Below are 26,468 nucleotides of genomic sequence, written 5' to 3'. Positions count from 1 at the left end.
CTACGGCCTGCCTTCGGTCAGCTGGCCGGCGGTGTTCTCGATCCACAGCAGCGTCCACTCGACTCCGGCCTGCCATCCGGGCTCCGCGCCGGCGTACCGGCCTTCGGCGTCGGCCCGGATGTTAGCCGCGCGGGCGCGTCTTGGCACGGCACTTCCCGCGGCAACTCCCCGACCCCGACCACATCACCGACTAGGCACCCGCAGGCCCGACCACGGTGGCGTGCACCCCATGACCCCGACCGCGGCAGGTCAGCGTGCGGGCGTACTTCGCCGTCCGCCCGCGCGCCCGGCGGTCCTCGAAAAAGCCCCTCCGGGAGGGTGCCTTCTTCGCCGCCTTGGCCGGCACCTCGGGTGCATCCATCTCGCCGCGCGCCGCCCGGGCCTTGCCGACGGACTCCTGCAGCGCGGCCATCAGGTCCATCAGCTGCCCCGGCCGGGCCGTCGGCTCGGGGGCCTGCGGCACTTGGCGGTCTTCCTGCTTGGCCTCAACTACCGCCTGCAGGGCCTCGGTGCACCGGTCGGTGAACTCGGGGCCGGTGAGGTCGTCGCGGGTCATGGCCTCGATCACCGCCATGGCTTCGTCGATCTCGTCTTCGTCCAGCTGGACCGGAGGCGGGGCCACGGCGGCGGGTTCGCGGATTTCGTCCGGCCACAGCAGACCGTGCAGCGCGATCACATCGCCCCGGACCCGCAGCAGACCGATCCGCTCACGGCCGTGCCACGCATATCGCGCGACCGCGACCCGCGAGGCGCGCTCCAGGGCGTGCCGGAGGACCAGGTACGGCTTGGCGGCGACAGCGCCCTGCGGCTGAAGGTAGTAGCAGTGACGACGCAGGTGTGGTTGCGTATGGCGGCTGCGGGGGCATTCTGGCTCCCGAGGGGGTGCGGCGGATGCCAGGTCCATTGCGTTACGCCGATGCCGTACGACTACTCGGAGGGAACGGTCCAGCCCTCGATGCGCTGGACCGCGTTGTGGGCGGTGCCTCACGACCGTCGCCGGGCCCGCGCCCGAATTGGTCCTCTCGCTCTTCGGAGTCGACGCCCAACTAGCCCAGTTGAGCCGCTCATTGGTGTCGGGCACTGCTGAACGGATCCAGGGCCTGGGCCGGTTCGAGCGCACCGAGCGCCTGGCCGCCGCCCACGCGGTCATCGTGGTGGCCGCCTACGGGGACGCGATGGCGCAGGCACGACTGCCCTTCGACGTGCGAGAACTGGCTACGACGTGGACTGACTCAGTGCGCCTCGCCACCGGTGACGCCCCCGAGTCCCGCCGCCTCGCCGCCATCGCCGACCACCTCTTGCGCTCCCACCTGCCACTGCCCTCGCCGCACGAGCCGTACGAGTCGACCCAGACCGCGCTGCGTGGCTTCTACGCCTCGATGTCCGGGCACATGGAGGCATACGTCTCCGGCCTTGCGGTCTGGGACCGACTCACACCCGCGGCGCGCCAGGAGGTGCGCGCGACCCTTCACGATCGCGTCCCGGATGCCGCACTGACCTTCTACGAGGAAATGTTCCGCCAACTGGTCGTGGATTTCCCGGACGTGGGGATCTGGGCCGACCGCGTCGACCACCGGGCGACCCGGGTCGCAGTCCGCCGCCTGGAGGAGACCGTCACGCGGCTCGTGCACGGGGACCTTCCGACCGGCCGCCTGACCGCCCTACGCCGCGCCGGAGCCCTGCCGCTCCAGGCGCCGGTCCTGGGGGCGCAGGACACCGCCGAGGGGATGGTGATCCCAAGCCTGCGCGAAGCGTACGTGAGCGCGGACTTCCGGGTAGCAGCGTTCGGCACGGCGGATCGACTGACCAGCGAGGCCTGGTGGCGGCAGCACGAGGTGCACGGCAGTCTGGACACGTTCCTGGAGGGACTCCTGACCGCGCCCAAGGCGGTTGAGGTACCGATCCTGCTGCTGGGTCTTCCCGGCTCCGGCAAGTCACTCCTGACCAAGGTGCTCGGGGCCCGGCTGCCCGCTGAGGACTTCCTGGTCGTGCGGGTCCCGTTGCGGGACGTGCCCGCCGACACGGGCATACAGCACCAGATCGAGGCGGCGATACAGCAGGCCACCGGCGAGCGGACCATGGACTGGGCGGACGTCGTCCGCGCGGCCTGCCCCACCCTGCCGGTCGTCCTCCTCGACGGGTTCGACGAACTGCTCCAGGCAACCGGGCTACACCAGTCCGACTACCTGGAACGGGTGGCGAACTTCCAGCAACGCGAGGCCGCGCTCGGCCGGCCACTCGCCATCGTCGTCACGAGCCGCACCGCCGTTGCCGACCGGGCCCGGCTGACGCCCGAGGGGATTGCGATCCGGCTCGAACCCTTCAGCGCCACGCAGACCGGACAGTGGCTGGAGTTGTGGAACTGCAAAAACGCCGCCTACTTCAGCCACCACGGTCTGCGCCCGCTCACCCCCGAACAGGCCCTCACCCAGCCCGACCTCGCCAGCCAGCCGCTCCTGCTGCTGATGCTGGCGCTGTACGACGCCCAGGACAACGCCTACCAGCGGGAGGTAGGCACGCTCGCCGGCTTCGAGCTGTACGAGCGGCTACTCGCCCGCTTCGCGCGCCGCGAGGTCCTCAAGCATGAGGCGCGGCTGACGGACGAGGACTTGGCGCAGGCGATCGAGCGCGAGTTGCTGCGGCTCTCGGTGGCCGCCTTCGCGATGTTCAACCGAGGTCGGCAGTGGGTCACCGAAGACGAGCTGGAGACGGATCTATGTGCGCTGCTCCCTCAGCAGGCCTCCCCGCCCACGGGCCTGCAAGCCGAGTTGAACGGAGCGCAGACGACCATCGGCCGGTTCTTCTTCATCCACCGCGCCGAGGCGTTCCGCGACGACGTGAGGCTGCGCTCGTACGAATTTTTGCACTCGACCTTCGGTGAGTTCCTGGTCGCCCGGCTCGTCGCTCACGAACTTCAGGACCTGATGGCCGCCGAGCGGGCAGAGGCCCGAAGGGCCCGACGCTCCCACACCGATGACTCGTTCCTGCACGCGCTGCTGTCGTTCGCCGCATGCGCGGGGCGCGGGCCCGTGGTGGCGTTCCTGGTTGAGGCGCTGCGGCCGCTGCCGTCGCAGGACCGTGAGGAGCTGCGCCGACTGCTGCTGCGGCTGTTCCACGAGTCGCTGGACGAGCGGCCCGCCTCCTCGTACGGGTCCTATCAGCCGAGTGTGCGACCTGCCCCGGCCGCCCCGTCCTTCTACCGCGCCAACCTGTTACTACTCCTGCTCGTGGTGGCGGAGGAGATTTCAGGACGAGAGCTGTTCCCCACAGAGCAGGATCCCGTCGGCGCATGGCGAGACACGATGCTGCTGCTGGAGTCGCAGCTGTATGTGGGGGAGTGGCGCGCGTTGGCGGGCCGGCTGAGCTTGGAGCGGGCGTGGCACGGGGAAGGGCGCGACATCACGGTTCGGCTGGAAGACGACCTGGAGCCCGACCCCCTGTGCGATGTGGGGGTGCACAGAACGGCAGACCCTCGCGTGGTGAACCCGTACTGGAGCTATGGCTACGGGCCCGGCAGCGAGGGACGGCGCTACCACGGCTGGCTGCACACCAACCCGGACACGGTGGCGTGGGACGCCCACCTGCGGTGTGACATAGGGACCAATGCACTGCTGCACATGGCCCAGGTCCTCGAGGACCTCGGCCTCGGCCTTGCGCTCACTAGCTATGTGATATTGCCCGACGGAGAGGCAGTCTCCGCCGCCCGGCTGCTCTTCCAGTTGTGGAGCACGGCCGGCGACTTCTCAGCCGTGCACCGGGACGCAGTGCAGGCGGCCCTGTACTCCTTCGCCCCGGACGCGACCGACTTCATCAAACGCTATCTGGCCGCGGTGCTGCGCCAATGGGAGCTGGCCGGACACCTCGTGCCGCAGGACTGGGTGGACAGGGTGCACAGCCTGATCGACACATACGCGGCCGCCGAAGCGTACGCCCCTCTGCTCGACGAACTGCCGCACCCGCCCACCTGAATCGAAGCGACACCAACCTCCTGAGACGGCACACCCCCTGTGCCATCTCATGACATTGGTTCCTCGCTGTCAGGCTTGGCGGCGTAGGACGTGAGGCGATCGGCGAGCGTGATGACGAGGTCGCGCAGTTCATCGGGGCGCTCGATGACGAACGGCCGGTCGAGTGAGGCGAGTACCGGAGGCAACCAGTCGAGCCGCTCCACCCGCAGCTCGACGCGCAGCCAGCGCTCGGTCGCCCGGTCCTCGCCTGCCACGGGCGCGTACTCCGCCAGGCTCGCGACGCTGGCGGGAAGGCGGGCGCGGATCTGCTCGACGGTCCCGTGGATCCGCAAGGTCACCTCATGCCGGTACTCGGCCGTGGCGAACCCTGACAGCACACGCTGTGCCGGACGGGGACCCGCGGGCGCTTCGAATGAGCCGGGCAGGGTCCTCGCGTCTGCGATGCGATCGAGCCGGAAGGTTCGGTCCTCGCCGATCTGGGCGTCCTTGGCCGTGACGTACCACCGGCCCGCATGGGCGACGATCCCGTACGCGTGCAGCGTGCGTTCGCTGCGCTGTCCGTCGCGGTCGGTGTAGCGGATCGAGACCGGTCGGCGGTGGTGCACCGCATCGGCGATGGTGAGTAGGACCTCGGCGTCCGGGGTGTCGAACTCGCCGGGCCGATCCGTGAAGGCGAGAGCTTCCAGGATTGTGTCGAGCCGACGGGCGATGTGCTTGGGCAGCACCCGCCGGATCTTCGCCGATGCCGTCTCGCTTGCCGTGTGCTGCGTCGTCGTCAACCCTGCCCGGCGGCCGGCGACCAGGCCGAGCAGCACGGCCAGCGCCTCGTCGTCGCTGAGCATGAGCGGAGGCAAGCGGTACCCGGGGGCGAGCCGGTACCCGCCGTAGCGGCCGCGCACCGATTCCACGGGCACGTCCAGGTCGATCAGCTGGTCCACATACCGCCGCACGGTGCGCCCTTCGACGCCGAGCCGGTCGGCGAGTTCGGCCACCGTCCGGGTGCCGCCCGACTGCAGCAGCTCCAGGAGTGTCAGCACGCGGCCGGTGGGTCGAGGCATGTTCGCAGCCTAACGCGAATACAGGACCGATTCTGTCCACTATTTCTCCTAGCCTGCGACGTGCACGCCTCCAGCACAGCCAAGGAGATTCCCATGGACTTCGTCTCGATCCGCATCATGACCAGCGACGTAGCGCGCCTCGTCGAGTTCTACGAGCGAGCCACAGGAGCGCGGGCGACGTGGGCCACCGAAGACTTCGCCGAACTCAGGACCGCGGGCGCCACCCTCGCGATCGCCGGCACCCGCACCGTCCCGCTGTTCGCCCCGGGTTCTGCCCGCCCGGCGGACAACCACAGCGTGATCACCGAGTTCCTCGTCGACGACGTGGACCGCGTTCACCGGAACCTGACCGGCTTCGTCACCGACTTCGTCAACGGGCCCACCACGATGCCCTGGGGCAACCGGTCGCTGCTGTTCCGCGACCCCGACGGCAACCTCGTCAACTTCTTCACCCCCGTCACGCCAGCGGCTATCGAAAAGTTCGCACGCTGACGCCACGCACAGCCGCTCACGCGGGAGCCCTGAGATCCCAGGGCTCCCGGTGAACGCGGGCACCGAGTCCAAGAGCGCCACCAGCAGGGGACATCCGAACGCACCGCTGACCCCCGAAGGACGTCTGCGCTTGTGCCTGCGGATCGACGCCGGACGTCCGATCGCGCACGTCGCTGCGGGAGCCGGGATCTCCCGCCGCTGCCTGGTCAAGTGGTACGCCCGCTGGCGCGCGCACGGCGAGAACGGACTGCTCGACCACTCCTCCCGCCCCGCCACCAGCCCCGCCCGCACCCCCGAGAACATCGGCGACCTGGTGGAGGCATTGCGGCGGCAGACCAAGCACGGGCCAGCCCGGCTCGCCGCCGACCTTCAACGGCTGCACGGCATCACGCTCGCACCGACGACCGTCCACCGCATCCTGGTGAGGCGAGGACTCAACCGGCTCCGGGACCTCGATCCACCGACCGGCGAGCAACTGCGCGATGTCATCCGCTACGAGCACGACCGGGTCGGCGACCTGGTCCACGTCGACGTCAAGAAGCTCGGACGTATCCCGACCGGCGGCGGCTGGCGGATGCACGGCGTCGGCACCGAGTCCGCCCGCGCCTCCAAACGCACCGGTCCCGGCACCGGCAAGGTCGGATACACGTACTTGCATTCTGCGCTCGACGACCACTCCCGGCTCGCCTACACCGAGGCCCTGGACGATGAGAAGGCCGTCACCGCGGTCGCCTTCTGGCACCGGGCCGTTGCCTTCTTCGCCGCCCACGGCATCACACCGATCCGCCGCTGCCTCACCGACAACGGCGCGTGGTACCGGTCTACGACCTGGGCTGACGCCCTCGCCGCGACCGGTACGAAGCACAAGCGGACCAGGCCGTACACGCCGCGCACGAACGGGAAGGTGGAGAGGTATAACGGGACGCTCTCCCGCGAGTCGGCGTACGTCCGCGACTACACAGCCGAGCGTGAACGCCGCGTCGCTCTCGCGGAGTTCGTGAACTACTACAACCACGAGCGGCCGCACGCCGCGCTCGGCGGCCGACCGCCCGTCAGCCGGACCGCCGGGAGCGACTACCGGATCGTCTTCGACCAGCCACCCGAACCACTCGCGGACATCCCGCAGCAGCTCACCTTCGAGGACTTCGTGTAACCAAGGTCCCGAGACACCACATCTAATGGGACCTTTGAATCTGGCTCTGTCCGCAGTTCCGGTTCCGTGAAGGCCGTCAGTTCGGCCATGGCAGGACTGTGAGTTCCGGCCACTCGCTCTTCCAGCGGGCCGCCTTCGTCTCGTAGACCTCCTGCGGGGCAAGGACCGGGTTGGGTCGAACGACGAGGTTGAACACGTCAGAGAGCCCGTGAGGCGCATAGACGCGCCATCCTCCATCGGGTTCCAGCCGGACGCCCAGACAGCACGTCGTTGCAGCGAAGCAGTCGATCGCGGACTCGGTGGACTCGTGCGGCGGACAGGGCACCCCGAACTTCTGCGCATACCAGAGATGCACGCGGGCTTCGTTGCGGATCTCCACCTCGGCCGGCAGGTCAGCGAACACCTCCTGACCTGCCTTGATCACGGCATCCTCCGCTTCCCAGGAGAGGTCGCTGCCGTCGAAGTAGAAGACGTCGTAGTCCTTGATGCCGTTGGCCGGAGGCCTGCCGGTGGCCACGTTCCACACTGTCTGGAACAGACATCCCGCCGTCACGTACCAGCCGGGCAACTCCAGTGTTGCCGCCCTGGTCATCACGTCAGTCAAGATCTCGTTCTGAGAGAGTACGGATCGCAAGCCGTCGAGTTGCTCAATGAGAGGAAGTCGGCCAAGCATGCGCCTTGCCTACCACGATCGCTCCCGGGGCATCACGGCTGGGTGAGGATGCGCGTCCGGAGAAGTTCGAACGAGGGCCGGCCATACATCGCCCTCTTGAGTGTTTTCACCCGGTTTGACTGACCTTCGATGATGCCGGAGCTCCAGGGCAGGGTCAGACAGGCGGTCACTGCGTCGAGGTCCTGGGGGAGGAAACCGGCGAAGCCCTTCATCGGCTTCGGTGCGTCCAGCTCGGCCTGCCGGATCCACTCCAGCAACAGGTATCCGCACTGGTGAAGGACCACGTCGGCGAACGCCCGGGCCAGGTCGCAGGCCGGGGTGATGTCCGGGCAGGCGAGCCGGACCTGAAGGAGTCGCTCGTCCTGGCCTTCGGTGAGCGTCTCCCGGGGCGGGAGATCCACGAGGTGCGCGCGTCCGAGGCAAGGGGGGATCCACTGCCCGAGGTTGCTCCATACGCCGAGTACTTCGAGAACGCCACAATGAAGAAGATCCGGGCCGAGGCCAGCATTGTCGGTGCCATCGACGTACACGAACTCGAAGATCTGCGCCGCGTCACCACAGACTTCGTGCGCAAGGTGGCGGCACTCGACGAGGTCACCAAAACCGCCCCACAGCCAGGCGACGGAGGCAGCGCCACCACCACGCGGCGAACAAGCTGAGCGGGACCGCCGATCCGGCCTCCGTGGCAGACGTGCCCCACATATAGTCAGATTCCGGCAGACCGCACACCATGACCTCCGTCACACCGGGCGTCCCAAAAAGGAACACGATGGCTCGTCGAAACGCGACACAACGCCGAGGCTCGGCCACCGGGTAAAGCGACACGACCTGCGTGGGACACGGCAAGTGCCGCGACACGCGACGAGCTGGTGAGCCGACAGCGGCTGGTGATCTCCAGCTCAAGGAATGTCAGACGCGTGGGTGTTGCGGGTGCCTCGGGAGTGATCGTCACGATCCTGACCTTCTGTCGGGTGGTGCCACGGTGCCCGGCTGCCCTGCCCTGTGGCAGGAGAGCGGCCGAGCCGGATGGAGGGCCCGGAGCGATCCGGGCGCCAGGGGCTTCACCGGTAGCGGCGGCACGGGCCCAGCCCTCCCCGTGGAGGGCTGGGCCTGCCGGGCGCGTGTCAGCGGGTACTGGCGATGCGGCGTCTGCAACAGCGGCGTCGCTGAGGCCAGGCAGGCCTGGAGCTTGCGCGGCCCCGGCCGGGAATCCGGTCCGGCCGGGGCCTGGTCCCGCCCGCCCCAGAGCTCACGGGGTACGGGGACGGGCGGGGGTCTACGACCGCGCAGCGCGGTACGCGTCCCACAGGTCGTCCGCCCTGGCGCACCGGACCTCTCCATGCCGGCAGCCATCGCATTTGGTGGCGTGGTCGATGTAGGCGCGATACGCGATCTGGATGCGGTGGTACGCGCCGCTGCCGGCGACCTGCTGCATGTGGCCGCAGGCGCTCCCCGAGTCGCGCCACTGCCACCGGGCGCCGCTCACGACCTGCCTCCGTGGTGCTTGGGGTGGGGGTGGTTGCGGATCTCGACGTTGCAGTCCGTCGCACGAGAGGGGTCCTGGGCCGCGATGGCGTCGGCCCGCTGTCGGGCCAGGGCCGTACAGACACCGCAGCCCGGCGCCGGCGGGGGCTCGTCGATGGGCATGGCGAGCCTGACGGGTGGGCTCATGGTCGTCTTCATCCGCGTGCCTTCGCTGGCGTGGGTCTGCCCAGGCAGTCCGCGGCGTGTGCGGCGCTTGGAGGGCGGAGCGCTGGTTCAGGAATTCGGGGTTCGGGCGAGAGGTGGGCGCGGACTGTCTTGCCGGGGCCTGGGTGGTGCAGGAACCAGGTGAGCTGGGCCCCGTGCTGGGCGATGCGCTGCAGTCCGCGGCCACGTTCTCCCTGCACCGCTGCCGAGAATTCAGGGAAGGACGGGTTGAGGTCGCTCACGTCGATGACGAGTTCGCCTGCTTCGGTGATGGCCGCGCGCAGCAGGACCTGCGGGGCTGTGTGCGCGCCGTCGGGTCCGCCGTGGCGCACCGCGTTGTCCACGAGACGGGTGATCACTTCGGTGGCTTTGAGGATGTCGCCCTTCCAGCCCAGGGCGGTGACGCTGGTTCGGCTCCAGATGCGCGCCAGGTAGAGGGCGCTGTTGTCGCCGGGGAGCTCGGTCGACAGGCTTTGCAGGAGGGGCGCTGACGCCGCGGCGGCCTGCATACCGGTGCCCGGGTCTAGGGGTGTTTGGATGGCGCGAAGCAACTGGGGCAGCGCGCGGTAGACGACGTTCGGCTGCGTCAACGCGCCGTTCAGGCACTTCCGGGCCAGGCGGGCGACCTCGTCGAGCTGCCAGATCGGGACGCCCCAGTCCTGCGCGTGCTGCTTTTGCGTCTTGCCGAGGGCGTAGGCGCGAACGAGAGCGAAAACGTCCGGCGCAAGCGGGCCGGGGTCCTCAGGATCAGGCTGGTCGAGCATGCCGTGCACGCGTGCACGGAAGACGAATCCGGCCTGCCGCAAAGGGCCCTGCTGCCGATCGACACCCAGCTTTTCCGCTACGCCTTCCCAGAGCGGGCCCAACCGCTTCAGACCGAGCTCCGAGCGCAACTCCGCGGTACGCCGGCCGATCGCGGACAGCGCCACCGCACGCCGCTCCAACGCCATCAAAGGGGCAGCGTCTGCCGGGAGCTCGGGCCGCAGGAAGGTGCTCACCATTCCTCCCGTGCGACACGGTCGTGGGCGGCATACAGTGCCGGGACCAGCCGCGCCAACTGCTGGGTGGCCCCGGGGGTCTTCACCTGGGCCAGGGCGGGCAGTTGGCGGTATGCCTCGCCCAGAGCGGCGTTCGCAGCGCTGAAGACATCGTCCGGGCGCGTCGTGGTGGCGGCCATGACCTGCACGACGTGGTCGGTCAGGCGGGTGATCTGCTCCTGCAGGACGGCGTGCGCGCTGATCACGACCCTCGGCTTCGGCGCGCAGCCGGGCTGTTCGAGGTCCCAGGCGCACACGTTCTCGGCGAGCCGAACGAGGTCGTCGCGCAACGCGAGGGCGGCGTCGCCGTCGAACTCCCGCAGCTTGATGAGCACCACGGACATCAGCGTCGGATCGCCCGTACGGGCTTGCTCGGCGGGTACGCCCCGGTCGAGGGTGCGTGTCGGAAGTTGCACCGGCGCGGTCATCACCGAGCCGGGGAAGTCGACCGGCATGGAGCGTGGTCCCTCCCACCCTGGGGGGCAGACCTCATCGGACACCGCCAGATCAGCGAAGACGCGTTTGCCCCAGGGCAGCAGCTCGACGCCCCAGTGCCGCGAGAGGGCGCCGACGATGCCGAGACCGCGCCCGCGCATGTCGTCGGGGCTCGGCGTGCGGAGCGTGGGCAGGATGCGGCTCCTGTCCGTGACAGCGATACGCACGGTGGCGTCATCAAGGCGCCGGACGGTCACCCGGAACATCTCGGCCCGAGCGTGACAAACGGCGTTGGCCACCAGCTCCGCGACGACCAGCTCGGCGTCGTCCGCTACGGCGTCCAGCTTCCACCGCTCGACGCTCTCGCGGACGAGATGGCGGGCGCTGGCGCCCGACTGCTCCACACGGCACAGGACCGCCGTGCGGATGTCTTCGCCGTCCTCGGTTGTCATGGCGGATGGCGTGCTCACCGCTCGCCCTCCGCTGCTCGCGATGCCGCCTGAGCCGGCACCGATGGGGCGAGAGCATGCTGAACAGAGCCCATGCGTCGCTGCCTTCCTACTAGGCTCGTTCTCGGGATGGCATCGACGGTAGAAAGCCGGTCACCAGGTTTGAAGTGACCGCGAGTACAGGTGGTTTCCTGCAAACCTCCGGAACGGGACCTCCCATGCGGCCCAGCCCACGACAAACCCTGACCGGCGGTACGGGTATGGCACCGCGCGCCCGAGCCGGCCTGATCAGCGGCTACGTCCTTCGGGTGATACGAGAGCAGCAGGGCTACACCCAGGATGAGGCTGCCGAGCACCTCAGGGTGAGCGCGGACACGATCGCAGGATGGGAGACGGGACGGCGTCCGCTCACCGCCGTGCCCGTCGGGCAGATGCTCATGCACCGGCACCGGCTGATGCAGATGGGCACCCCGCCCGCCTTGTTACAGGCACTGGAGCGGGCGTTAGAGGCAGACGTCCTCCTCGCGAGCGTGCTTGCCGGCGACGCGCCCGTCGAAGAGAGCCCGCTGGGCGCGATGGTGATGCAACGCGAGCTCGCCGAAGTGCTGGCGTGGCCGCTCAGCGGCGTCGCACCGCGCCCGGTCCGCAAGCTGCCGGCTCCGCGCCGCCCGCGCCGTGGCCCTGCAGCATCCGGCCCGGACCTGAGCACCCCCGAACGGCGCGCATTCTTCGGACAGATGAGACGTACGGCCGAGCAGGCACGCGGGCCCGGCAGGTTCCTCCTGCGCCGCCAGTGTCTCTACCTGTCCGGGTACGACCGTGCAGCAGACACCGCGGACTGGCTCGCGCACCAGCAGCGGACGGAGCGACCGGACGACTGGCTCACCGGCTGGCTCAACTCCCGTTCCGTCGCAGCCGTCGCCGCCCGCCAGGGCGACGTCGACCGCATGTCGCACTTCATCGACACCGCCCTGCTGAACGACGACGCTGGTGAGGCCGCCAACCTCGCGTACTGGGCGTACTGGGTGGGCGAGACGTCGACGCCGCAGCTGTCCGACGACTTCATCGGGGACGGCTCCCTCGGTCCGTGGCCCGGGGACAGGCTCCTCGCTCACCTCGTCGACGGCATCGCGCCGGAACACGGGTACGTGGACCTCAACATCCACAGTGTGTGGGCGCTCCTCCAAGTCCGCCCCAACCTGCTGCGGTCCGGAGCTGCCGCCCGCGCTCTACGCGAGCGGCTTCCGATCATGTTGGATAGCCAGGAGCTCTCGTCGCGCGGGCGACGAGAGCTGGAGAGCATCCGGTACGTGATCCGCCTCGTCGAGGCATGAGAGGAGCCCTACGGTGTCCGAGGACCTGACCGCAGTGGCACGCTTCCTGTACGAGGCGGGAACGCTCAAGCAGACCAAGCGCAGCGGCTGGTGGATGGCCGGCGTCAAGGACCCGGAGTCTGTCGCCGACCACTCGTGGCGCACGGCCCTCATCGCAACGATCATCGCGAAACTCGAAGCCGCCGACCCGGCCCGGGCCGCGTTCCTCGCCGTCTGGCACGACAGCCAGGAGACCCGCACCGGGGACGTGAACCACCTCGGCAAGAAGTACAGCGCCGGTGAGGCAGACCCGCGCGCGATCACGGCCGACCAGGTCGCCGGCATGCCCGAGCTCCTGGCCGACACCGTACGCGACCTGGTCGCCGAGTACGAAGCCAAGGACTCCCCGGAGGCGATCTGCGCCCGCGACGCCGACAAGCTGGAGTGCATGATCCAAGGCATCGAATACCGGGACCAGGGATACACCAACACCCAGAGGTGGATCGACAACTCCCGCGGCCGGATCGTCACGAAATCTGGCCAGGCCCTCGCTGACGCAGTGCTTGAGACGGGTTCCCTCGACTGGCTCCGCGCGGCGCTCGGCGAGAACTGAGGTCGAAGCGGCTCAGGCTGTCGCCGTGCACGGTCCTGTGTCGGTGGGTGCCGTGTAGCCGCATACTTTTGATTGCCGAACGAGGACCTGAGCCCGGTCGGGGGAGGCTGTCCGCCCGATTACACCAGGGCAGATGGTGCGTCACCCGAGACGGCCGGGAAGTCGCCCGCGCCGCCGCAGAACTGTGCGCTACCGAAGGAGACGTTGCCGCCGGAGGGAGGCACGCGGGGCACTGACTTCCTGCTGAGCCCCTTCACGGCCGCTTGAATCCTGCTTCAATTCCAGGCATGTCCGTCATCGCCTCGCAGGAGTTCTACCGGTCCCCAATCTTCTGGGCTGCGGCGGCTGTTGTGGCTGCCGTGGTCATCGGCGTGGGCACCATGTGGGCCACCCTCCGGGCCGCGAACCCCCAACGCAGCATCCAATACGCCATAGAGGAGACGCGCCTCTTCCAGCCCCACGAGCACCTGGACGGCACGATAGAATTGCGGCGAAACGGAGTCCTGCTCACCGATCCCCGGATTGTGCGCCTCCGTATCCGCAACAACGGTCGGCGCGATGTGAGTGCGAACGACTTCGACGGCGCACAGCCCATCCAGGCGTGCTTCGGCGTGCCCGTCCTTGAACTGCTGAGCTCAGGCTCGCAGCCCCCGACGTCGCACACGCCCCTCGCCGTTGTTTCGGGAAACGAACTGCGCATCGGACCGGGACGGTTCGGCACGGCCACGGAGACCTCGTACGTCGTCCTCATCGATGGACCACCGGCTTTCGAACTGAGGCACTCGCTCCTGAACGTTCCCCTGCGAGAAGGAATCACTTTGGGGTTCGCCTCCCGGCTGCTGACACAAGTCGTGTACCCGATCGCTGGAGCCGGCGCCGCTCTCCTCATCATCATCCTTGGGGCCCCGTTCACCTGATGTCATCGGCCTCCTTGATCCCGCACCGCGGTGACGCGTGGTTCACCGCAGGCGCCCCCCACCCGCATCCTGATGAGGCGTGTCCACAGACGCATCCTGGTGAGCGGCGTCGGCAATAAACCGCTACCGGGGAGCGTCCAGCGCACGGTCAAAGTCCCTTGCTGATACCGCTGTTGGGGTCGCGCGCCGTGTGGCCTGAGGTACGGGGACGGACGCCAGAGTGGAGTCTCCGTCCTGCACCTGCCTTCACTGCACCCGAGGCGGAGAGCCGCGCGGCGAACGAGTCCGAGTTGTGGACGACGGGTTGCTGCACGTACGCGCCGCAGCTGGCCGACCTGCCGGACCAGAAGATGTGGCGCATCGACCGCAACGCGTTCACCGACGCCGCCCGCGGCCGGGTCGACCTCGCGAGGACCGAGAGGCACGGGGAGGACATTCCGCGGATCATCAGCTCCCTCCACACCGGAGCCGTCCGCGCCTACGACGTGATCCGCATGCTGTCGCGGGACGGGCGGCCGACCCCGCTGGGGGACGCAATCGCCCACTACGGGCGGATCTCCAAGACCCTGCATATCCTGCGCCTGGCCGACGAGCCCGGCTATCGCAGGCAGATCAAGGTGCAGGCGAACCTCCATGAGGCCGCCACTCCCTCGCCCGGAAGACCTTCCACGGGAAGCACGGGCAGCTCTACCAGCGCTACCAGGACGGCATGGAGGACCAGATCGGCGCTCTTGGCATGGTCCTCCATGCCCTCGTGCTCTTCAACACGAGGTACATGGACGTCGCGGTCAACCAGCTGCGCGCGGACGGCTTCGACGTCCGCGGTAGGGGAGTGACAGGTGGGGACGGGTCGGGCGTCCGGTCCGTCCCCCACCCGTGTGGTCTCGCCCGTTCAGTGCGGTGACCGTGGAGTGAAGACGCCGTGGAGGGCTTGTCACGCCTACTCAACGCGCGTAGCGAACGCCGTCGGCGGTGCGGTTTCCTCATGAACGCATCTCCAACCCCCCACACTCATTGGAGAGTTCATGCACCGCACCGCCTACGGCCTGCCCGCAGCCTCGCTGCTCCTGCTCGGCATTTGTACGACGCCCGCCCTGGCCGAGCCGCCCGCACCACCGTCGACCGCGACCGCCCGCACCGAGCTCGCCGCCCTGACCGTCGCCGCCCCGCACTCCATGGACGGCTACGCCCGCGACAAGTTCGACATCTGGTCCACCCAGCCCGACGGCTGCACCACCCGCCAGGACGTCCTCGCCCGCGACGGCAAGAACATCGAAGACCAGCCCGACGGCTGCCAACCGAGCAGCGGCTCCTGGTACTCCGCCTACGACGACACCACCGTCACAGGCGTCGCCCAAGCCACCATCGACCACATGGTCCCCCTCGCCGAAGCCTGGCGCTCCGGCGCCGACACCTGGACCGCCGACCAGCGCAAAGCCTTCGGCAACGACCTCAAAGACCCCCAACTCCTCATCGCCTCTCAGTCCTCCAACTCCGCCAAGTCCGACAGCGGCCCCGCCGACTGGAAGCCCACCAACCACACCTTCTGGTGCACCTACGCCAAGGACTACACCCACATCAAATCCATCTGGAAGCTGACCACCACCGACGACGAGAAGACCGCCCTGTCGTCCATGCTCGACACCTGCACCAACTGACCCAGAATCTTTGCCGCTGCACCTCTGACTCAGGCCGGCGTGCTGCGCTGCTGCCATCCTTCCGGCCCGCATGATGCCTGCCCGCGCCCGATGTGTGCGGGCGCACTCTCCCTGCGGCTGGCGTCCGTGGCGGATGCCGCCGGCCGGGTCAGAGCGCAGCACCCGACAGGCAGCACCTCTGCGCATCGACGGGGCAGGGGTGACTACGAGATCGAGGAACTCTGGCTGACCAGCGGCTCACCGACGACGAGCGGGTCGAGCGTGTGCTTTCGTAGAACAGCTCGAAGTGAGCTGAACACCCTTGTTGGACACCGGAATCCGGGTCCGGCCTGGCGTATCGACGTCCACGCGCCGCTGTCCAACAACCGATCGGTTCTTGAACACCGGCGCCCGTACGCGGAGCCGAGCAGTGCGACGCTCTAGGCGCCCGCCGGTACCGGCAGAGGGCCCCACTCAAACACGGTGCCGCTGAACGCGGCGTCGTCGAAGGTCACCGTGCCGCCGACGAGGGTCGCTCGCTCGAAGTGGACCGTGCCGCCGCTGAACGCTGCCCCGCCGAAGTGGACCGTGCCGGCGCTGATCGTCGCATCGCCGAAGTTGACCGTGCTGCCGCCGAACGTCGCGTGGCTGAAGTGGACCGTGCCGCCGCTGAACGCCGCGTGGCCGAAGTCGACGGTGCTGCCGCTGAACGCCGCATCGGCGAAGTGGACCGTGCCGCCGCTGAACGCTGCCCCGCCGAAGTGGACCGTGCCGGCGCTGAACATCGCATCGGCGAAGTGGACCGTGCCGCCGCTGATCGTCACGCGGCCGAAGTGGATCGTGCCGCCGCTGATCGTCGCACTGCTGAAGTCGACCGTGCCGGCGCTGATCGTCGCACTGCTGAAGTGGATCGTGCCGGCGCTGATCGTCGCGTTGTCGAAGGTGACCGTGCTGCCGCTGAACGTCGCGTTGCCGAAGCCGACCGTGCTGCCGCTGAACGTCGCGAGGTCGAAGTCGACCGTGCCGCCGCTGAACGTCGCACCGCCGAAGTTGACTGTGCCGTCGCTGAACGTCGCACGGCCGAAGTCGACTGTGCCGCCGTTGAACGCCGCGTGGCCGAAGGTGACCGTGCCGCCGCTGAACGCCGCGTGGCGGAAGTGGACGGTGCCGCCGCTGAACGTCGCGCGGCGGAAGTCGACCGTGCCGTCGCTGAACGCCGCATTGTCGAAGTGAACCGTGCCGTCGCTGAACATCGCGCTGACGAAGGAGACTGTGCCGCCGGTGAACGCCGCGCCGGAGAAGTCGACTTCGGCTCGAAAGTGGCTCTCTCTGAAGTCGCCGCCGTCGAAGGTGGCGCCGGTGAAGTCGAAGGAGTGCTGGCACCAGGAGATGGGGTCGTCCGGTTGGCGGAGGTGGTCGCGGATGACGCGGATGATGGTCTGGCGGACTTCCCGCTCGCCTTCCTTGTGGCTGGGGGCTGTCGGGTTGGGTTCGTAGGGCATGCGGAGGTAGGCGCACAGGACGTCGATGCAGACCTGGCGTTGTTCTGTCCAGTCGTCGGCGAGGCGGGCGAGGGCGTAGACGCCGGCGAGGCGGACGGCGGCTTGGTCGTGGCCGAGCTGTTCGGCGGCGGTGGTGTACCGCTCGGCGAGCTGGCTTGCGTCCGCGCGGTGTGCGTCGCCCTCGGCGAGGAGCTGTTTGCGGTAGGCGTACAGACCAGCGAGGACGGCACCGATCAGGGTCAAGGCCGTCACGGTCGCTTTGAGGACGTCATTGATGTTGACCGGCTTGGGCGGCTTCTGGTCGGCGGCCGCCTGCGCGAAGTGGTCGTAGGCGTAGTGGTAGATGACCCAGCCGAGGACACCGGCGGCTATCAGCGCCAGGGGTGCCACGATCCAGACGGGCCAGAGGTTCGGGGTGTACCGGCCCCGGGGGGACTCGCGCTTGCGCCGGAGTGAGACTGCCACGTCAGGAGCATGGAGCCCGCCCGCCCTCCGGGACAGCGACTTGACGAAAGACGCCGCGGCCCCCGGCCGAGCCGGAGCCCGTTCGGGGCAGCCTTCTTGCCCCGGCCTCGGACGGCGTCACGGAAGTCCTCTCTGCAGCATGCCGGACCGCCCCGCCCCTCATAGGCTGGCCTTCTCGGGGCACGTCGCGGAGGTCTGCCATGCCTCGAACCGTCTGGTCGGGCGCCATCAGCTTCGGTTTGGTGACCGTTCCCTGCCACGTGGTCAGTGCCACCGAGGACCATTCGGTCCGCTTCCACCAGGTGCACCTCGCCGACATGGCCCGGGTACGGGTGCGCAAGTACTGCTCGCTCGAGGACCGCGAGGTGTCGAACGTGGAGATCGGCAAGGGCTATGAGGTCTCCAAGGACACGATCATCGCGGTTTCGGACGAGGAGCTCCGCGAGATGCCGCTGCCGACGGCGAAGGCGATCGAGATCGAGGCGTTCGTGCCGGCCGCGAGCATCGACCCGATCAAGATTGGCCAGGGCTACTACCTCCAGCCGGACGGGCAGGTCGCGTTGAAGCCGTACACGCTGCTGCGGATGGCACTGGAGCGGTCGTCGAAGGTGGCCATCGCCAAATACGCCTGGTCCGGGCGGGAGCGGCTGGGCATGCTGCGGGTGCGGGACGACGTGATCGTGCTGCACGCCATGCGCTGGCCGGACGAGATCCGCGACCCCGCCGAGCTGACTCCCCAGGCCGTCGAGCTCACCGACGACGAGATCGAACAGGCGCAGCACCTCATCGAGGGGATGTCCCGCGACGACCTCGAAGGAGAGGAGTTCACCGACCGGTACACGGAGGCGGTGGAGCAGCTCATCGAGGCGAAGCGGGAGCACAAGGAACCGCCGAGGGCCGAGGAGCCGGAAGCACCGGGCCAGGTCGTCGACCTGATGGCCGCCCTCCAGGAGTCCGTGGCGAAGGCGCAGGAATTGCGCGGCGAGGACGCCACCGTCCACGAGATGCCGAAGAAGACGACGGCCAAGACGACGAAGAAGTCGCCCGCCAAGAAGACCGCCGAGAAGAAGACGACCACCAAGAAGGCGGCGGCGAAGAAGACCGCCAAGAAGACGGCGGGACGGAAGCCGCGGAGCGCGTGAGGTGCGGCAGGCGTAGGGCTACCGCCCACGCACCCCGAGGGATGTCAGATGACCGCGCCTGCCGCAGGCCGAGCCTGGCCTCATCCCTCCAGGTATCCGAGTTCCGAGTCGGGCTGGCAGTGGGTGCAGGCGGGTACGCCGTCGGCGAGGGCCCGCAGCGCCTGCTCCCGTTCGACGCCCTTGCTGCGCTTGCCCGCCATGTGGCAGCCGCCGACGTGGACGTACACGGGGGGTGAGTGCCCGTCGAGGCCGCGCTCGATGAGCCAGTCCGGCTGCGGCGGACGTGCCTCGATACCGCGCCTGCGCTCCGATTGCCGCCGTTCCTCGTCGGTGATCCACCGCCGGGTGCGTTCGAGGTCTTGCTCCTGGACTCGTTTGAGGAAGAGGAGCTGGTCGAGGCGGGAGGCGGCACTATCGTTCACGTGTTCGATTTTATGCCCGCTGTAGCCCGGGGCCGCCGCGTGAGCCCAAAACGCGGAGACCGTGCCGCCCCGCCGCCCGCCGAGGACGAGTGGGACATCCGGTTCGCCAACGGCGACGCGGCCAAGGGCTGGGAGCAGCTGGGCACGCAAGCCGCGAGCAACACCCGCGCAGCCTGGCACCTCATACGGCGCGACCCGGCCCCGGCCCCCGCACCGAGCGCCACCATCGGCTCAAGGGGGAACTGGCCCGGGGAACGCACCGCGGTGAGGCGATGGACCGCTGGCAGATCGAGGTCACCGCTGGCGGCCGCACGTGACCGCAAGCATCAGGGCGCGGCTACAGGGGTGCGGCCATCCAGTCGACTGTCCGGTCCGGGCCCTGGACGGGGTGCCAGACGGGCGCTGACGGCCCGTGCTGGCACCAGCGAACCCTCCCAACTGTCGCCAAGTTCCCTCACGACAGCGCGGACGGTTTTCGTGGAGGCGGCAGCGCCCGGAGCAGCTCCCACAGCGGCTGCGATCCCGACGCCCAGGTGCCGAGCAGGCGACGATCGACCAGGTGCAACCGCTGCTGTTTCGCGAAGTCCCGCCCCGGCGCCGTGATGCGGCCGTTGGTCACCATGACCACCACATCCGCCTTGTGCACGGGCCTGGCCGTGCCGTTGAGCACCTGAAGGTCCGGCGTGCCGACCGCGGAACCGCGGTCCCCGTTGCGGCGGTGCTTGCACTGGATCACCCAGCGCCGCCCGAACGGATCCGTGGCCTTCACGTCCGCGCCGAGATCACCGCCGCCACCGACCCGCACCGCGTCCTGGCAGCCGTCGCGCCGCATCAGCTCCCGGACCGCGTTCTCGAACTCGCGGTGGTGCAGCGCGTCGAGATGCGCCAGCGCGTACCGCAGACCGCGCGCCCGCACCTGCTCCCATCGTGCCCGCTGGCCGCGCTGGTACAGCCAGCCACCGCCCGCCAGGGCCCCGAGCAGGGCGGTGACCACGAGCACGCACCAGTGAGCCGACAGCCAATTGACCACCATCACGAACAGCCCGATGGCGGCGGCCGCCACCACCAGGACCACGAACAGCTGGACATCCGCCTGCTGCTGCCGCCTGCTCCGTCGCCGCGTGCGCCGCCTCGCGGGCGGTTGCCGGCGCGTCACTGCTCACCATCCGGCGACGGGAACCGGATCGGGTACGAAACCGTAGGCTGCGGCCGCTTCACCGTCACCGTGCTGCTGTCCTCGAACCTGATCGGGTAGTGCACCGCCGACTGCGGCCGTGGCCCCGTGTCGTTGCCCGTCCCCACGGTGACGTTGCCGTTCCCTGTGCCGACGGCCGCCGGCGTGACCACGGCTGATATCGCCATCTCCCTGCGTGCGCCCGGCGCCCACCGGGAGTACCCGCGAACTGGCGTCCCGTCAGAGCGCACATACGCATTGACCCACGGCACGACTGCCTCCCCCTAGTTGTAGTCCCCGCGCAACGGACCATCGTTGCAGCAGGCACTGACATTGGGTCAGCGAATCATCACGTCATGTGATCAAGGCAGGGGAGAACCGGACAGGTCAGGACGGCCCCGGACTCCTATCCGTGACCCAGGGGTGCGCGGTAGAGGGTCCGCAGCTGGTCAGCGCCCCGACGCCTGGGCATGAGCACGGGCCGGTGATAGCCCGCCATCAGGCGGCGGCCTAACGTCCAGGTGGTCTGTGTGCGAGGGCCGCCGAGCGGCGACGACGCCCTGGTTGACGAAGCGGACGGCCGGCCCCCGCTGCTGCTGTACGCAGGTCATGCACCACTGGCACAGGGGGATGCCGCCTGGCACAGGGGGATGCCGCCGCTGCCGTATGTGCGGGGGAGCCGCACGAGGACACCACCGCCGTCAGCATGGAGACCGCCGGCTCCGCCCTCGCCTCGGTGAGCCGAATCGGCGCACTCTCACCGAAGGCTCCTGTCCTCAGGCCGGAGGGTGTTGTTCGGGTGGGTTGCTGACGCGGCTGTTTGCGCGCCGGTGGCTCCAGTAGATCTGCCACCAGGCGAGGCGGTCGCCTGAGTCCTGCCGGATCATTGGATCCCGACAGCAGACAGCGTTTCGGAGGGGGCTGTCTTCGAAAGTCGACGGCAACGTAGTGCCTTGCGGTCCTGTCCGTGATGCCGGTGGGCTCAACTGATGCTCCGGCCTGGTGCCACCGAAGGCCTGCGCGATGCGCAGCCGCCGGTGGGAGTTGACGCGGCCCATGTGGACGGCCAGGCCACGCTCGCGGGCATCAAGAGCCAGGCGGTGGGCGGCCGGTAAGGTCTTCCACTCGGTGGAGCCCGCGAGGACCAGCACGTCGATCAAGTCCCAGGGGGATGTGGCCGTGCTCGCTGCCGTCCTGGGCGGCGAACGCGACCCGCACGCCCAGGGAGTGGATCCGCTCCAGCCACGGCATGGATGCGGCGAGGGTGGCCGTGGCGTCCATGGGGACGTCGGGTTCCACGGCCCACAGGCAGCGGTCGCGGCCGTAGCGGTCGATGGTTGCCTTCAGCCAGGCGAACCAGGCCTCGGCGCCGGGCCAGCCCATGCCGAGCTTGCCGTTGTCGCAGGCGTACAGGGCGCCGGGCGGGATCACGTTGCCCTGGGCCGGGGTCGTCATGCAGGCCAGGAGGCCAGCCTGCAGGGCGGCCCGTACGTCAGCGCCGGACGGCGTGGCCAGGTACAGCGCGGCGTGGAAGAAGCGAGGGAGTAGTAGGGGCTCAGGCCGTGAGTGCGCGACCGGCCAGGAGTCCACATCGGACACCGTGGCCGGCCGTGTGCGGTCAGTGGGCTTACAGCTGCGGCTGCGGCATCCGCTGCCAGCTGAACGGGCCGTAGGTGGTGTCGGTGACGGAGTAGTTGGCGTTCGGGTCGGCGGTCAGTTTCAGCCATTCCAGCGGGGTGGTGCTGCCGTGCACGACGATCCGGTGGAAGTTCGGGACGTTGTAGTACGGGTGCTCGTTCCACGCGTTGTTGCCCGGGTCGTGGGCGCACACGCTGGCGCCGGTGGCCGGGTCCGTCTCGCCGGTGCACGTCGCCATCGGCGACAGCGGGTTGTCCGAGCGGTACAGGTGCGAGTCACCGTTGAGCATCAGCACCGGGCGGCTGAACTCGGTCGTCTTCGCTGCGACCTCGCTGATGATCGGCTCGTAGTTCGTCAGGCGGTCCTTGGTCTTGCCGTCGAGGTCCCACATGTCGGCCTGCACCGAGATCACCACGGCCTTGGCGTGCTTGGCCCGCGCCTCGGCGAAGGCTGCATCGAGCCAGCGGACATCGGCCGCGGTCCGGTTGGTCCGCTCGTCGATCTGAGCCTGAGTCGCGGTGGGCACCTTGTACCAGGGGTCGGCGTCGTTGTTCGAGCCGCCCGGCGCGTTGATGGTGACGAAGGAGATGTCGTTCTGCGTCCACATCACATTCTCGACGTACTGCGCGTCGGCCGGGTGACTCGGGTCGTAGGCCGTGGCCTGGGACACCACGTTCAGTGCCCCGCTGCCGAGGGTGTGGCCGGGCTGCGCGAAGAAGTCCCGCCGGACTTCGGCGAGGTTGTCGAGCGGGTTGCCACAGTGGTAGCTGACGCAGTCTGCCGGATCGGTCGACAGGCCGCTTGTGCCGAGGTAGTCGATCGCACCGGAGGTGGAGTCGTAGAAGCCGCCGCCCTGACCGGGCGAGGTGAGGCTTGATGCCTTATGGCAGTCGGCCCACTCGTTGTCGCCCGGTGTGTAGATGAGCGGCTTCGTGAACGTCTGCCACACGGAGGCGATCGAGGTGTCGTAGTCCTCGGTGCAGAACTCCTTGCCCGAGTGGATGTCGCCGACGTGGATGACGTCGCTGATCGCCGTGTCACTGTTGATGGTGCCGATGAACGCCGGGGTCTTCTGGAACTGCGAGGTGTCGGCGGTCTGGCCCGCAGGGGCGTACGCCGACCTGCCGTACGGCGAATCTCCGAACACGGCGAGCGTCAGTGGGCCGCCGGCCGCCGATGCCGTGGCGATCGGCACCACGGAAGAGGCAAGTCCGACAGCGACGAGCGTGATGAGCCCGCGCTTGAGCGTGCGTCTCAACTTGCGTCCCTACTTTCAGGTCCGGAGGGGGGCGCTCCAGTGGACTGGATCACGCGGAGCGTGACAAGGCATCAATGGCGGCCTTCAGATGACGAGCCGGCGAAATTCCGGCGTGATCACAGTCCTGCGGCCTTCCGCTCGTTCTCCGTCAGCAGGGGGGCCGTCCAGCAGGGACTTCTTCCGGCCGAGGAAATCACGGAACAGCATGTCGGTCGCGAGGAGCCGAGCCGGTGATCGCTCCATGCTCATGACGTCCAGAAGCGCCCGCAGGCGTGTGGATTTGCTTGTTGGTCGGATCCAGGAGGGCGGAACAGACGGCAGCGGGGCTTGCACTTCCTCAACTGCCCCTTGTGCTGCGATCCTTGAGGATCGCAGGGCCCGGCCTCTTCGGGGATACCTCATCCGGGCGGGAGGTGTTCATTTGCCGTGTCGGTGTGGATGGCGTGCATGTGGGGGCTTTTGGGGGCGAGCGCCATCGAGGCGCATCACCTGCACAGCGCTATCGGCCGGGTCAAGAACCTGCCGTGGAGGGTTCAGGGGGAGCTGCCGCTGCGGCCCTATCTAGTGGCGCTGGGGCTCAGACTCGCTCTGGGCGTGGGTATGGCCGCCGCATTCGGGGCCTCCGGGCAGGCCGGCGGGCCAGTAGGGGTCATGGCCGTCGGTATCGCGGCCCCGAAGGTCCTGGAACAGCTGGCCGGAGGGAAACTCGCAGAGCGTGAGGTGTTGCGCGTCGGCACGAGCGCTGGGCCTGCCTCTCGCCTCGGCCTTGAGGACAGTCCCGGGCGACGGATTCCGCCCGACCCTGAGCAGAGCGACTCCCTCGCCCCCGACACGCCCCACGAGCCTGACCCTGTTTCCGGTCACCCCTCCAGCCCGGGGGCCGTCCCAGCGGAAGGAGCAGCAGATGGCGGCTGACTCATTCGTGCAACAGGTCATCGCCTCGCTCGCGCGGCGCACTCCTGTCCTCGACGAACCAGTGCCTGGCCACGGAAAGTCTGCGCTCTTGGCCGAGGACCGGCCCGATTTTGAACGCACAGTGGATGAGGTCCTCATTGCGGACGCGCCCAAGGCGACGGAACGCCTGACTGCCGAGCAGCTGCGCACGATGGTGCTCGCCGCCTCGAACCTCATCAACACTGCGGCGGCAACGGAGTACGCCCACTACGTCCAGGTGCGCGAACGAGGCGGTCGCTCGCATAAATTGCCTGCACAGCCCAGCCACGAGGCTCCCGCCGAGCCGTCCGGTGCCGGTATCGGCGCGATCCTTGCTGTCCTGACGCCTGCGCTGTTCGGGACCGCAGCATTGATTTTCCTGGTCGTGGGCTACGCAGTGGGTATGGCGAACCCGAAGCCCGCGGTGGCCGCAACATTGCTCACCACGGGCTGGACGTTCCTCGCCGCAACGGCGGCGAGCGTTCTGGCAGTCATGATTGCGCTTCTGCTGGCAGCACTGCGCAGCGCTGCCGGGCGATCCGCCCCTGACGAGGTGCTCCGCAGCCAGAACGTCGCCCAGGCCAGGGATGCCTGGCGGCAGGCTCTTCGGCGGGAGGGCATCGAGCCTTTCCTGCGCGAGGCTCGCAGAGCCGCGAGCACGAGGCCCCACCGCGATCAGATGCCCTAGCCGCCGGGGTTTGTACATCCCCGAGGAGGGGCCCGCACGGCGCGGTACGTCCGGCAGCTCCTCCGGCGGTATCACCTACGAGGTCACCGGACCGTTCCGGACCACCGCCTGATCGTCCCGTGACGGCTGGGGCAGCGCAGAGGTACCGCCCCAGCCGTCACCGGCCTGCCCAGCGGGTTCGGGCCTCAGGCTGGTCCGAGCGGCGCGCTGTTCGACCGCTTGGTGGCACGGCTTGAGGACGACTTCGCCGCGCGATGCGCCGCCGAGCGGGACGTTGCCTGTTCGGCCTGCAGGGCATACGCACCTGCGCCGCTGACATGGCCGCGAGTCTTGACCCCTGTCGTGCCAGCCGGACTCCGTACCGGCAGAGACGGCCCGAGTGGGCAATCCCCACGGAACACCTGCTCACCCTCGACGGAAGGTGGATGTACGTCTCGGCTGTCCCTCCGTCCGGGACGAGCGACCTGGCCTTTGCCAACAAGTACCTGGATGATCTGGCACCAGACATCATGATTGTCCGTCTACCCATTCACTGTTGACGGGCAGTCATGCCAGGCGGTTCATCCCGGGAGCAAGTGGATGACGTCGTACCAGCCGGCGTGCCTCCACCTTCGTCGGCCGCTTCGAGCGGTCGCGGTCCGCTCCCGGGTAGCGCGCGGCTCGACGCCCCTGGCCTCGGCCGCCTTGGCGCGCTCGGCGCCGCTCCGCTCCTGCCGAGCGCGCCGGTCCGGGTGCGAGACGATTTCAGCTACGGGTGCCCTCTTCGGCGCCGCTGCTCGCCGTGCTGGTCAGGATCGCGCTGGCGACCACGTCGAAGATGTGGTCGGCGCGTGGCGCGAGGGAGCGCTGGTCGCCGAGCCAGGCGAGCGCTTCTACCAGCGCGAAGAGATCGTCGCCGTCGATGTCGGTCCGCGCCAGGCCCGCGGCCTGGGCACGGGAAAGGAGCCGGGCACCGGCCGCGCGCAGGGTGACGCACGAAGCGTGGAGTGCGGAGTCGGGGTCGGCGATGGCGGCTGCCATCAGCACGACCGCGCCCCGGTACTCGGTCGTCCATCCAACGCAGTCGCGCAGCCACGAAACGAGAGCGTCGCCGGGCGAGTCGTCCGTCTCGAGGGCGTCCGCCTTGGCGGTCAGCTCGCCGAAGCTCGTGTGGAGCAGGGCATCGAGCAGCGCCTCGCGCGTCGGGAAGTGGCGCAGCAGCGTGGCGAGCCCGACATCGGCCCTGCGCGCGATGTCGCGCAGCGACACGTCGACGCCCTGCTCGCTGATGGCGGCTCCCGCTACGGCGAGCAGGTGGTCGCGGTTCTTCCTGGCATCGGCCCGCATCTGTCCCCCTTGAGTATTCGGATCGGTGGTACATGTATTCGGGTCAGTGGTCCGAGTACATGGATCACTGATCCGGATAAGAGTATCGTGCAGCGCGGGCAGGGGCGAGCCGCCCCCTGCGGCCGTCACCACCGTCCGTGCTGATGCGTCACTCGCGGAGTGCGCTGCGGCCGAGGTTCCTGTCGAGACGGTGACGGCCCGTCCAGGTACAGGCGGGGGTGCTTGCTCGCGGCGCGCCTCAGGGTGGCCCTCTGGTCAGTTCATTGCGCGGGCGGTGGGCGGCAAGACGGGTGTCATCCGCAGGCCCGGGATGAAGCTCATCGGCGACCGTCACCTTCAGCGCCGACGACGAGAACCGGCTTTACCCGGCAGCCTGCCATTACGGGGCAACTTCAGCATCATCTAGCGCGGAACCCCGGGCGTTCACGCCCGGGAGGAAGCGCTTCTCAAGATTGCTCTGACCCGCGCATACGCACGGGTCTGCGC

At 68.9% G+C, this 26,468-nt stretch carries 26 protein-coding genes and 1 pseudogene; 11 read left to right on the top strand and 16 right to left on the bottom strand.

Annotation, left to right across the window (positions count from 1 at the left end; all coding sequences use genetic code 11):
- Entirely contained in the window at positions 1–147 is a 147-nt protein-coding gene (locus ACIBK0_RS46235; protein ID WP_399094736.1) for a hypothetical protein, read from the bottom strand.
- 43 nt (positions 148–190) lie between these two features.
- Positions 191–904 carry a Ku protein gene (locus ACIBK0_RS46230; protein ID WP_399094733.1) on the bottom strand — a complete coding sequence of 238 codons (714 nt, stop codon included), beginning with the start codon at positions 902–904 and terminating at the stop codon, positions 191–193.
- Between ACIBK0_RS46230 and ACIBK0_RS46225 the strand changes: the two genes are divergently transcribed.
- The gene (locus tag ACIBK0_RS46225; protein WP_399094813.1) at positions 855–3,968 is read left to right on the top strand and encodes an NACHT domain-containing protein; all 3,114 of its coding nucleotides are present in this window, start codon (positions 855–857) and stop codon (positions 3,966–3,968) included. The two genes, ACIBK0_RS46230 and ACIBK0_RS46225, sit on opposite strands and share 50 nt — an antisense overlap.
- Positions 3,969–4,015: 47 nt before the next feature.
- Here the strand turns inward: ACIBK0_RS46225 and ACIBK0_RS46220 are convergent, their stop codons facing one another.
- Positions 4,016–5,026 (bottom strand): helix-turn-helix transcriptional regulator, encoded by a 1,011-nt coding sequence (locus ACIBK0_RS46220; RefSeq protein ID WP_399094730.1) that lies wholly within the window; start codon positions 5,024–5,026, stop codon positions 4,016–4,018.
- A 93-nt stretch (positions 5,027–5,119) separates the two neighbouring features.
- Here ACIBK0_RS46220 and ACIBK0_RS46215 point away from each other — a divergent pair, with 93 nt between their 5' ends.
- On the top strand, positions 5,120–5,518 hold the full coding sequence (locus ACIBK0_RS46215) for a VOC family protein (RefSeq protein ID WP_399094727.1): 399 nt from the start codon (positions 5,120–5,122) through the stop codon (positions 5,516–5,518).
- A 49-nt stretch (positions 5,519–5,567) separates the two neighbouring features.
- Positions 5,568–6,671, top strand: coding sequence for an IS481 family transposase (locus ACIBK0_RS46210; RefSeq protein WP_399094724.1), 1,104 nt, complete (start codon positions 5,568–5,570; stop codon positions 6,669–6,671).
- A gap of 76 nt (positions 6,672–6,747) precedes the next feature.
- Here the strand turns inward: ACIBK0_RS46210 and ACIBK0_RS46205 are convergent, their stop codons facing one another.
- Complete coding sequence (locus ACIBK0_RS46205) at positions 6,748–7,344, bottom strand: nucleotidyltransferase family protein (protein WP_399094721.1); 597 nt, start codon at positions 7,342–7,344, stop codon at positions 6,748–6,750.
- A gap of 32 nt (positions 7,345–7,376) precedes the next feature.
- A complete protein-coding gene (locus ACIBK0_RS46200; protein WP_399094719.1) occupies positions 7,377–7,745 on the bottom strand; it encodes a transposase in 369 nt (122 codons plus the stop codon).
- A gap of 78 nt (positions 7,746–7,823) precedes the next feature.
- Here ACIBK0_RS46200 and ACIBK0_RS46195 point away from each other — a divergent pair, with 78 nt between their 5' ends.
- Positions 7,824–8,003, top strand: coding sequence for a hypothetical protein (locus tag ACIBK0_RS46195; protein WP_399094716.1), 180 nt, complete (start codon positions 7,824–7,826; stop codon positions 8,001–8,003).
- Between the two features lie 617 nt (positions 8,004–8,620).
- Here the strand turns inward: ACIBK0_RS46195 and ACIBK0_RS46190 are convergent.
- Genes ACIBK0_RS46190 through ACIBK0_RS46175 form a run of 4 tightly spaced genes read right to left on the bottom strand, consistent with a single transcriptional unit; the run spans position 8,621 to position 10,975 of the window.
- A complete protein-coding gene (locus tag ACIBK0_RS46190; RefSeq protein ID WP_399094713.1) occupies positions 8,621–8,830 on the bottom strand; it encodes a hypothetical protein in 210 nt (69 codons plus the stop codon).
- Entirely contained in the window at positions 8,827–9,015 is a 189-nt protein-coding gene (locus ACIBK0_RS46185; protein WP_399094710.1) for a hypothetical protein, read from the bottom strand. Before ACIBK0_RS46185 ends, ACIBK0_RS46190 begins: the two co-directional genes overlap by 4 nt.
- Before the next feature lie 8 nt (positions 9,016–9,023).
- Entirely contained in the window at positions 9,024–10,034 is a 1,011-nt protein-coding gene (locus ACIBK0_RS46180) for an ATP-binding protein (RefSeq protein WP_399094707.1), read from the bottom strand.
- Entirely contained in the window at positions 10,028–10,975 is a 948-nt protein-coding gene (locus tag ACIBK0_RS46175) for an ATP-binding protein (RefSeq protein ID WP_399094704.1), read from the bottom strand. Before ACIBK0_RS46175 ends, ACIBK0_RS46180 begins: the two co-directional genes overlap by 7 nt.
- Positions 10,976–11,214: 239 nt before the next feature.
- Between ACIBK0_RS46175 and ACIBK0_RS46170 the strand changes: the two genes are divergently transcribed.
- The 5 genes and pseudogenes from ACIBK0_RS46170 (at position 11,215) to ACIBK0_RS46150 (ending at position 15,455) form a co-directional block, all read left to right on the top strand.
- A complete protein-coding gene (locus ACIBK0_RS46170; protein WP_399094701.1) occupies positions 11,215–12,288 on the top strand; it encodes a helix-turn-helix domain-containing protein in 1,074 nt (357 codons plus the stop codon).
- A 13-nt stretch (positions 12,289–12,301) separates the two neighbouring features.
- Positions 12,302–12,880, top strand: coding sequence for an HD family hydrolase (locus ACIBK0_RS46165; RefSeq protein WP_399094698.1), 579 nt, complete (start codon positions 12,302–12,304; stop codon positions 12,878–12,880).
- Between the two features lie 287 nt (positions 12,881–13,167).
- Positions 13,168–13,797 carry a hypothetical protein gene (locus ACIBK0_RS46160; RefSeq protein ID WP_399094695.1) on the top strand — a complete coding sequence of 210 codons (630 nt, stop codon included), beginning with the start codon at positions 13,168–13,170 and terminating at the stop codon, positions 13,795–13,797.
- A 311-nt stretch (positions 13,798–14,108) separates the two neighbouring features.
- Positions 14,109–14,632, top strand: a pseudogene (locus ACIBK0_RS46155) (Tn3 family transposase); the annotation flags it as partial.
- Between the two features lie 190 nt (positions 14,633–14,822).
- Positions 14,823–15,455, top strand: coding sequence for an HNH endonuclease family protein (locus tag ACIBK0_RS46150; RefSeq protein ID WP_399094692.1), 633 nt, complete (start codon positions 14,823–14,825; stop codon positions 15,453–15,455).
- Between the two features lie 419 nt (positions 15,456–15,874).
- Here the strand turns inward: ACIBK0_RS46150 and ACIBK0_RS46145 are convergent, their stop codons facing one another.
- Positions 15,875–17,401, bottom strand: coding sequence for a pentapeptide repeat-containing protein (locus ACIBK0_RS46145; protein ID WP_399094689.1), 1,527 nt, complete (start codon positions 17,399–17,401; stop codon positions 15,875–15,877).
- A gap of 200 nt (positions 17,402–17,601) precedes the next feature.
- Between ACIBK0_RS46145 and ACIBK0_RS46140 the strand changes: the two genes are divergently transcribed.
- Positions 17,602–18,543 carry a Ku protein gene (locus ACIBK0_RS46140; RefSeq protein WP_399094685.1) on the top strand — a complete coding sequence of 314 codons (942 nt, stop codon included), beginning with the start codon at positions 17,602–17,604 and terminating at the stop codon, positions 18,541–18,543.
- Positions 18,544–18,623: 80 nt separating this feature from the next.
- Here ACIBK0_RS46140 and ACIBK0_RS46135 read toward each other — a convergent pair whose 3' ends face one another.
- From ACIBK0_RS46135 to ACIBK0_RS46115, 5 genes are all read right to left on the bottom strand, one after another.
- Positions 18,624–18,965, bottom strand: coding sequence for a DUF6233 domain-containing protein (locus tag ACIBK0_RS46135; protein WP_399094681.1), 342 nt, complete (start codon positions 18,963–18,965; stop codon positions 18,624–18,626).
- Positions 18,966–19,419: 454 nt separating this feature from the next.
- Complete coding sequence (locus ACIBK0_RS46130; RefSeq protein ID WP_399094678.1) at positions 19,420–20,121, bottom strand: restriction endonuclease; 702 nt, start codon at positions 20,119–20,121, stop codon at positions 19,420–19,422.
- A complete protein-coding gene (locus tag ACIBK0_RS46125) occupies positions 20,118–20,327 on the bottom strand; it encodes a hypothetical protein (protein ID WP_399094670.1) in 210 nt (69 codons plus the stop codon). Before ACIBK0_RS46125 ends, ACIBK0_RS46130 begins: the two co-directional genes overlap by 4 nt.
- A gap of 898 nt (positions 20,328–21,225) precedes the next feature.
- The gene (locus tag ACIBK0_RS46120; RefSeq protein ID WP_399094667.1) at positions 21,226–21,729 is read right to left on the bottom strand and encodes a hypothetical protein; all 504 of its coding nucleotides are present in this window, start codon (positions 21,727–21,729) and stop codon (positions 21,226–21,228) included.
- A 37-nt stretch (positions 21,730–21,766) separates the two neighbouring features.
- Positions 21,767–23,035, bottom strand: coding sequence for a hypothetical protein (locus ACIBK0_RS46115; RefSeq protein ID WP_399094664.1), 1,269 nt, complete (start codon positions 23,033–23,035; stop codon positions 21,767–21,769).
- Positions 23,036–23,939: 904 nt separating this feature from the next.
- On the opposite strand from ACIBK0_RS46115, the gene ACIBK0_RS46110 reads away from it, so the two are divergent.
- Positions 23,940–24,656, top strand: coding sequence for a hypothetical protein (locus ACIBK0_RS46110; RefSeq protein WP_399094661.1), 717 nt, complete (start codon positions 23,940–23,942; stop codon positions 24,654–24,656).
- A gap of 744 nt (positions 24,657–25,400) precedes the next feature.
- Here the strand turns inward: ACIBK0_RS46110 and ACIBK0_RS46105 are convergent.
- Positions 25,401–25,982: a TetR/AcrR family transcriptional regulator gene (locus tag ACIBK0_RS46105; RefSeq protein WP_399094658.1), complete on the bottom strand. Its 582-nt coding sequence runs from the start codon at positions 25,980–25,982 to the stop codon at positions 25,401–25,403.
- Positions 25,983–26,468: the final 486 nt, after the last annotated feature.

The sequence above is a fragment of the Streptomyces sp. NPDC050564 genome (genome assembly GCF_044457265.1).
GTDB lineage: Bacteria > Actinomycetota > Actinomycetes > Streptomycetales > Streptomycetaceae > Streptomyces.
This window is presented reverse-complemented; position numbering and strand designations above follow the sequence as displayed.

Bases quoted from the DNA above. Each gene is read 5' to 3' on its own strand.
- ACIBK0_RS46230 (WP_399094733.1), bottom strand. From the start codon at position 904: ATGGACCTGGCATCCGCCGCACCCCCTCGGGAGCCAGAATGCCCCCGC.
- ACIBK0_RS46150 (WP_399094692.1), top strand. From the start codon at position 14,823: ATGCACCGCACCGCCTACGGCCTGCCCGCAGCCTCGCTGCTCCTGCTC.
- ACIBK0_RS46215 (WP_399094727.1), top strand. From the start codon at position 5,120: ATGGACTTCGTCTCGATCCGCATCATGACCAGCGACGTAGCGCGCCTC.
- ACIBK0_RS46105 (WP_399094658.1), bottom strand. From the start codon at position 25,982: ATGCGGGCCGATGCCAGGAAGAACCGCGACCACCTGCTCGCCGTAGCG.
- ACIBK0_RS46220 (WP_399094730.1), bottom strand. From the start codon at position 5,026: ATGCCTCGACCCACCGGCCGCGTGCTGACACTCCTGGAGCTGCTGCAG.
- ACIBK0_RS46140 (WP_399094685.1), top strand. From the start codon at position 17,602: ATGCCTCGAACCGTCTGGTCGGGCGCCATCAGCTTCGGTTTGGTGACC.
- ACIBK0_RS46205 (WP_399094721.1), bottom strand. From the start codon at position 7,344: ATGCTTGGCCGACTTCCTCTCATTGAGCAACTCGACGGCTTGCGATCC.
- ACIBK0_RS46160 (WP_399094695.1), top strand. From the start codon at position 13,168: ATGTCCGTCATCGCCTCGCAGGAGTTCTACCGGTCCCCAATCTTCTGG.
- ACIBK0_RS46110 (WP_399094661.1), top strand. From the start codon at position 23,940: ATGGCGGCTGACTCATTCGTGCAACAGGTCATCGCCTCGCTCGCGCGG.
- ACIBK0_RS46180 (WP_399094707.1), bottom strand. From the start codon at position 10,034: ATGGTGAGCACCTTCCTGCGGCCCGAGCTCCCGGCAGACGCTGCCCCT.
- ACIBK0_RS46185 (WP_399094710.1), bottom strand. From the start codon at position 9,015: ATGAGCCCACCCGTCAGGCTCGCCATGCCCATCGACGAGCCCCCGCCG.
- ACIBK0_RS46170 (WP_399094701.1), top strand. From the start codon at position 11,215: ATGGCACCGCGCGCCCGAGCCGGCCTGATCAGCGGCTACGTCCTTCGG.
- ACIBK0_RS46195 (WP_399094716.1), top strand. From the start codon at position 7,824: ATGAAGAAGATCCGGGCCGAGGCCAGCATTGTCGGTGCCATCGACGTA.
- ACIBK0_RS46125 (WP_399094670.1), bottom strand. From the start codon at position 20,327: ATGGCGATATCAGCCGTGGTCACGCCGGCGGCCGTCGGCACAGGGAAC.